At 67.1% G+C, this 6,261-nt stretch carries 9 protein-coding genes; 7 read left to right on the forward strand and 2 right to left on the reverse strand.

Translation table 11 applies throughout. From position 1 onward, the window contains the following. On the forward strand, positions 1 to 292 hold a 292-nt coding region (locus tag VML93_RS28735), incomplete at its 5' end, for a hypothetical protein (RefSeq protein ID WP_414686474.1). Between the two features lie 569 nt (positions 293 to 861). On the opposite strand, the gene VML93_RS28740 is transcribed toward VML93_RS28735, so the two are convergent. Beyond that, a complete protein-coding gene (locus tag VML93_RS28740; protein ID WP_325615655.1) occupies positions 862 to 1,485 on the reverse strand; it encodes an RES family NAD+ phosphorylase in 624 nt (207 codons plus the stop codon). Next, the gene (locus VML93_RS28745) at positions 1,482 to 1,829 is read right to left on the reverse strand and encodes a DUF2384 domain-containing protein (protein ID WP_325615657.1); all 348 of its coding nucleotides are present in this window, start codon (positions 1,827 to 1,829) and stop codon (positions 1,482 to 1,484) included. The genes VML93_RS28740 and VML93_RS28745 overlap by 4 nt, the downstream gene beginning before the upstream one ends. 218 nt (positions 1,830 to 2,047) lie before the next feature. On the opposite strand from VML93_RS28745, the gene VML93_RS28750 reads away from it, so the two are divergent. From VML93_RS28750 to VML93_RS28775, 6 genes are all read left to right on the forward strand, one after another. Further along, positions 2,048 to 2,233, forward strand: coding sequence for a YegP family protein (locus VML93_RS28750; RefSeq protein WP_325615658.1), 186 nt, complete (start codon positions 2,048 to 2,050; stop codon positions 2,231 to 2,233). A 224-nt stretch (positions 2,234 to 2,457) separates the two neighbouring features. Beyond that, positions 2,458 to 2,703 carry a hypothetical protein gene (locus tag VML93_RS28755; protein ID WP_325615660.1) on the forward strand — a complete coding sequence of 82 codons (246 nt, stop codon included), beginning with the start codon at positions 2,458 to 2,460 and terminating at the stop codon, positions 2,701 to 2,703. A 133-nt stretch (positions 2,704 to 2,836) separates the two neighbouring features. Continuing rightward, positions 2,837 to 3,427, forward strand: coding sequence for a DNA-binding protein (locus VML93_RS28760; RefSeq protein ID WP_325615662.1), 591 nt, complete (start codon positions 2,837 to 2,839; stop codon positions 3,425 to 3,427). Positions 3,428 to 3,438: 11 nt separating this feature from the next. Continuing rightward, positions 3,439 to 4,074, forward strand: coding sequence for an RES family NAD+ phosphorylase (locus VML93_RS28765; protein WP_414686475.1), 636 nt, complete (start codon positions 3,439 to 3,441; stop codon positions 4,072 to 4,074). Between the two features lie 425 nt (positions 4,075 to 4,499). Then, entirely contained in the window at positions 4,500 to 4,991 is a 492-nt protein-coding gene (locus VML93_RS28770; protein WP_325615666.1) for a DUF4226 domain-containing protein, read from the forward strand. 383 nt (positions 4,992 to 5,374) lie between these two features. Next, positions 5,375 to 6,238: a DUF2637 domain-containing protein gene (locus VML93_RS28775; protein WP_325615668.1), complete on the forward strand. Its 864-nt coding sequence runs from the start codon at positions 5,375 to 5,377 to the stop codon at positions 6,236 to 6,238. Positions 6,239 to 6,261 lie beyond the last annotated feature (23 nt).

Below are 6,261 nucleotides of genomic sequence, written 5' to 3' on the forward strand. Positions count from 1 at the left end.
ACCAAATGAGACAGCGGTGAACGGCGAATCGTGCAGTGATCAGGGCAAATTGGCCCACGACGCCAACACGGGGCAGGAGCTCTATTGCGCATCTTTTTCTTCCGACAAATGGATGTGGCTTCAGGCTCCGGCGAACCTGAACGGCGTCAACACCACGGGCACTTCGTGTGACCCGCGTGTGCAGGCAATGTCGAGATCGCCAGACGGCTACCTGCTGACCTGCCAGCCTCCGCCTGGCGCGAACTCTCCCTATATGGCCAGGTGGCAACACTTCACGAGCATGCTTGAGTAGCCGGGTACCGCGCTGCCAAGCACGCATGGAGTTATGGGCAAGAGCGGGCATTGTTGCCGGGCTCACCGCCGTCATCCGCCCGGCCCGTAAGCCACCGCATCGCCGTGCGCTGGGCGCAACCGAACGCTGCGGCCAAAAGGAGGTCATGTTGTCGGTGCGTGCTGTCAGCATGCTTAGCGTGGAGGAGTTTGAACTGCCCGATGGCCGAAAGGTGCGGATCACCGATCGGGCACTGGAGCACTTTGATGACCATGACGAGTGCGTTCTGTCCCGATCGTGCCGCCGCACATCGGGGTGAGGGTGTGGCCACCAGCCCATTCATCGATGTTCCGAATGAATCGGTCAAGTGGTACGACACCGACCACGGGATATGGCGTGCAGGTCACGATCTCGGCTGCACGGAGCCAGGCGGGCTCCTGTGGTTCGAGCAGCCCGATCGCGCTGCCGGATCGGAAGAGTGATGTGGTTGGCGCGCCACCCACCGACGCCTGGCCCAAGCGCCAATGCACGGAACCGGTCGCCCATGACTTGTGGGCGCGCTGGTACTGGCGCGGCCCCCTGCCGGCCGATCAGCGGCGTCGGCGCCGAATCGCTTCGGCCCCAAGGTTTGCGAGGGTTATCAGCAGTCGGCGCACGGCGTCGGGCACGTCTTCGTGGGGCCGAATCAACGGGAGCAGATCAGCCAGCCGTGGTGGAGGCTGTCGAACCTGGGACCGCTCGGCGGTGACGCCGGGCAGCGCATGAGCGAACACCGCGAGCGTTTCACAACCGGGTAGCGCCGCGGCGGGAGCGAGTACGGCGTCAAATCCCGCTTCGCGAGCGGCCGTGGCGATGAGCTGGGTCAGGGCGACATCGTCGGACACGAGGTCTGCATCAGTCACGCCGAGGTGCCATCGTGTCGTCTCGTCGGTGAGGTCGAGGACTTGAAGGTCAACGGATACCCGACCGACTCGCCGTCGCACCTCGAAAGGATCCACCCCGTCGTCAACGAAGTGGCGGAAGAGTTCCGCCCACGCGCCTTGCTCCCGGTTGGAGGCGTACCACACCCCTGGCTCGCCACTTCGGTGGTAGCGCCCCGGCCCGGCGGCGGGGTCCGCGCAGGAGACAAGCTGGTGCCGCGTGCCGCCCTGATGCCAATAATTGCCGGTCAGCCTTCGCCGCGGTGCACTGGCAACCGCGTCGCTCAGGCTCACACGTAGGAGCCGTCGACAAACGCTTCGGCGGCGCCGCGGACCTGCTCGTAGTGGTCCTCGGCGAGCAGTTCGACCGGACGCTGGCCCTCGAGCAGACGGTTTTTGGCGTGCAGCCACTGGCCGACGCCGCGCGGTGTGAGCGAGTCTGACAGCAAAAGGACAAGGTCGCGAAGCTGGGCGAGCCGGTCATATCGGTCAGGGCGGATGTCGCCGGTGCGCCACCCACGCACCGCGCGATCGGAGACCTGCGCCACCGCGGCGACGTCGACCTGAGTGAGGCCGAAGGATTTCAAAGCATCGACAATCTCACTAGCCTCAACGGCCCGTTCCAGCGTCTGCGCCACGACAGTTCCGCCTTTGCTTCCGGTTTTGCTACCTCATAGGCTACCGGTTGTCGACGTCTGCGGCAATGAAAGGATCCCGCCACGGCGCCCCCGAGGGTTCGTATCCGGGGCGGCTTATGACGACGCCAGCCTCGCCGAACATTCTCATGCGACGTCGCCCGGGGCACAGTGCTGGTAGCGTCTTCGCTGGTCGAGACAGCGAAGGGGGAGAAGTCCAGATGGCCGCGAAGTTCGAGATCTTCAAGGACAAAGCCGGCGAATTCCGGTTCCACCTCAAGGCAGCCAACGGGGAGATCATCGCCAGCGGCGAGGGCTACAAGACCAAGGCTGCAGCCCAGAAGGGCATCGAGTCGGTCAAGACCAACGCGCCAAGCGCCGCGGTTGTCGACACCACCACCGGCTGACGGCGGCTCGCGGCCGCGGCGCCACCAGCCGCGCTACGGTCGTGACACGAGGGTCGGCCGTGATGACCGGTCAGGCCAGTGCCGCTGTTGGTCACGGATGCTGTCCTGACATGCGGCGACGAATTCGTCCTGGTCGAGATTCTGGGCGTCGGATCCCAGGGCGGTCATCGAGGCCAGATCCGAGCACCATTGCCGTTCGGCGATACCTCGCCGCGTCCGTGCTGGTGGACTCACGCATCACCGAATCGTGCGACACTCGCGAACCTGGCATCGCCTACGGCGCCGGCGTCGAACAGTGGCCGGACGAAGCCGCGGCCCGGCGGCGTGCCGAGTACCTCAAGAACATCCTGGCGTCCGCTCCTAAGCACGGCTCGGAATGCCAGGCGGTAAACGGGAACCCGCTGCTGCGGGTGAGCGGAGAGCTGAAACCTTCTGCCGGTCAGGCGTATCAAGCAGCGGTCACCGGGTAGTCCGACAGCGCGACCCGCGACGGCACTGCCCGGGGGATTTCCCCGGGATTATCCACTCTGTCGACTTGCCGAAGACACCCCTTCCTAACACATATATAATGCCGTTAGTAGACGTTAATTTGTGGAGGCAGCGGTGGGCGTCGACGAACTGGATCAGCTGTTGCAGGACCGTTTTAACCTCAGCCGGGCGGATCTGATCACCGCGCTCAAGTCGCTGCCGGCGTATCGGCCGTGGGCGGCGACCCTCACCACCGAAGAGGCGCGGCTGCTCGACGATGCCGGCTTCATCGAAGACCCCGACGCGTATGCGCAGATCGCTGCCGCCGTGATCGCTCGCATGGCGCGGCTCATCGGCACCGCGTATTCGCCTGCCGAGGTAGCCTCCGGGCTTGGCGTCAACGAGTCGCGGATCCGGCAGCGCCGGCTGGCACGGACCCTGTGGGCGATCGACGACAACGAGTCCTGGGTCTACCCGGCCGTCCAGTTCGACGTCGTGACCGCCGACGGACGGGACGCTCTCAAGCAGGTTCGCGGACTCGACCGGGTGCTGCCCAGGCTGCCAAATGATTTGCATCCGACGGCGGTGGCCGGATTCTTGCTGACTCCACAGCCAGAACTCACCGTGGATGGCCGCCCGCGCTGCGTACGGGACTGGCTGCACAGCGGCGGCTCGCTCGACCCGGTCCTGCGCCTCGTCGAAATGGGGCAGTGGGCCGGGCGGTGAGTGGTGCTCCGATGCTGCCGGATCCTCCTGAGCCGGCGACGCTGGTCGAACTCGGTTTCCAGGACGGCGAATTGCGCCTCATCGAATCCGACGAGGTGTGGTGGCGGGTCCACCACACGCTTGGCGACCATGTGCTGCCGTGGAACGGGTTCCGGTCGTTTGGCCCTATCCTGCGTTTCGATCCGCACCGGCCGCCGCCGGGCCAGGACCCGGCGCGCGGCGTGTGGTACGGAGCGTCCAGCCCCGGCGCGGCGCTGGGCGAAGTTTTCCAGACCGACCGCACCATCGATCGCGGCCGCGACCGCCCCTACCTCACCGCGTTGTCGTTCACCCGCCGGTTGGCGGCGCTCGACGTCGCCACCGACAGCGACGGGGCCTGGATCACCCGCACCGGCGGCACCTTCGCCATCTCCACCGCGCCGCATGACGTCACTCAGCGGTGGACCCGCGCGATCGTGGACGCATTCCCCCACCTGGACGGGATCCGCTACAACAGCCGCTTCGCCGGTCACGCATGCCTGGCGCTGTTCACGCCCGCCAAGTCGGCAATGCCGACACGACCGCTGCTGTCTCTCCCCCTCGACCATCCCGACTTGGCGACCCGCCTGGCCGGCGCCGCCAAGCGACTCGGCTATCTGATCGTGTAGCCCGCCTCACGGCGCCCGAAAAACGGGCCACCCGAGGGCGGTGCCACTTCCGAGCCGCCAGAGGCGAACAACTGGACAGTCGCCCCGGGATGGTCGGCCCTCGAGGCGGTGATCTTATAGTGTCCTACGCGGGAGGCTGAAGCCATTGCACCCCAACGTGAATGGAGGCCGGCCGTGACGAAATGGTCCACGTCGGGAGTGTTTCGACGGTGCTTCGGTCATGCAGGCCCACCGGCCCTTTGGTCTTCAAAAGTGGATGCCACCCAAGATGTAGGCGGCCAACTGCTGCGCGTGCTGGCCGGCCAGATTCGGGTCGGCGGCACTGTTGGGGGTGCAGGTCCAGCCTAACGCCGGTGCTGCCCCCGCCCTGCCGCCGCGCGAGAGAGGTGTCTGGAGTCCGCAACCATTGCTGTCAAAATGTAGTTATGGCGATCGAGCGGGCGGCGGCGCAGGCCTTGGCGGCCGTTGAGCGGGTCCGGTCGCTGTTTTCGTCGTCGGCGCAAGCTCCGCCGCCGGCCGGGCCGTCTCTGGGGGCCGCGGCGCAAGCGGTGGCTGCCGTGGGCCAGCGCGCCTCGGGGCTCTCCAATGAGCTGACCGGGCAGCATCAGGGTTTGGTCGCCGAGACGACTGGGGTGCTGACCGGCAATGACCACGCCGACTCCACACTGCATGAGCAACTCGAGGCTGCGGCAGCGGCTACCCGGCGCGGCCGGGAAGAACTCGACGAGATCGCCGCGCGGACCCGCTCGCTTGCGCGATCGGCCGTGACGGCCGATACCCCGGCCGGCCAACGGGCGGCACTGCGGGCGCTGCGCGCCGAGGTTGCCCGGGCAAGTTCGGTGGTGAATTCCACCGCAGCGCAGGCCAGCGGCATCGCGGCACAGATCCGCGCGTTGGAGTACCGGTCCGGGAGCTGACCAAAGGCGACCGCGTTGCGTGGCGGTGCGCTGTGATTGGGTATGCCCGAACGCGCCTGTGCCCCAGATGCTTTCGTCCTGGCGGCTGATCGGCCCGGCCTGCGGGCGCGGTGGGCAACCCGCGTCATCCCGGTGCCGAAAGCTGAGGGTGCGCCTCAGTGATCTCGAGTACTGCCCTGGTTGGAGGCGCCCGCCGCTGACGTGGATACGCGGCACGAGTTGCCCTGGCGGACGGTTGTTTTGAGCCCGCGAAAATTTCTGCAGGAAGGCGGTGGGCCGGGCAATACGCTGAAAAGAGCGTTCGGCCCGGGTTGTCCGGCGGGGCGCGATCAGTGATCTGTGTGCGCAGGGGTGCCACAGTGCACGCGGCCAAGAAGGGATCAATGGTGGCCGACTCGGCGGTCAATGACGCGACGACTCGCGCTGCGGTGCGGTTCTTTTGGGTGTGGCTGATCGGGGCCACGAGCGTGTCGGTGGCCGGCAATGTCGCCCACGCCGTGCTGACCGCGCCGAGCTCGACGGTGCAGTTGGCGGCCGCGGCGGCGGTGGTGCCGCCGGCGGTGCTGCTCGGCTCGACGCATTCGCTGAGCCTGCTGGTGCGGACGCGCCGGGTCGGGTTCAACTACTGGTGTGCCCTGGCGATGACGGCCACGCTGGCGGGGTGTGCGTTCGTGTTGTCTTTCGACGCCCTGCGGGATTTGGCGGTGGCGCTCGGTATGTTGCCGGGCCGGGCGTGGTTGTGGCCGGTCGCCATTGATGTGTCGATCGCGAATTCGACGCTATCGCTGTTGTCGCTGGCTCCCCCACGCCCTGCTCCGGATGTGGGTGGTGGCGCCGTGCGACCGGATGGCTTGAGCGTGAGGACTGGGGCCCCCAGTAGCGATGGGTCGGTGGTCGGCTCCGAAGGTCCTGCAGCGTCGACGAAGGGCGGTCAACGGGTCAGCGCGGCTGACGAATTACGTCCGGGTCCGGGCGAATCGATGCCGGCAGGGGCTGCGGAACGCGCGCTCACGGCTGTTCCTGATATCGCTATGCGCCCTGCGGGTGCGCCGGCTCATCAGAGGTGGCGATCGGCCGCCGACGAGCTGGTTCGCTCTGGGGTGACGTCGAAGGATCCCGAAGTAGTTGCCGCCGTGCTCGCCGACCATGCAGCGGGGACGCCGACCGGCACGATCAGCCGCCGGCACAACCTGCACCACAGCACCGTGGGGCGCATCCTGGCCGGCGTCGCGGGTCTGACGGGCTAGCGGGCGAGGGCTTCATCAGTGCT

It is taken from the genome of Mycobacterium sp., assembly GCF_035499775.1.
Taxonomy (GTDB): Bacteria; Actinomycetota; Actinomycetes; order Mycobacteriales; family Mycobacteriaceae; genus Mycobacterium.

Coding starts and splice junctions, on each gene's coding strand:
- VML93_RS28750 (WP_325615658.1), top strand. CDS start 2,048: ATGGCCGCGAAGTTCGAGATCTTCAAGGACAAAGCCGGCGAATTCCGG.
- VML93_RS28765 (WP_414686475.1), top strand. CDS start 3,439: ATGCTGCCGGATCCTCCTGAGCCGGCGACGCTGGTCGAACTCGGTTTC.
- VML93_RS28770 (WP_325615666.1), top strand. CDS start 4,500: ATGGCGATCGAGCGGGCGGCGGCGCAGGCCTTGGCGGCCGTTGAGCGG.
- VML93_RS28775 (WP_325615668.1), top strand. CDS start 5,375: ATGGTGGCCGACTCGGCGGTCAATGACGCGACGACTCGCGCTGCGGTG.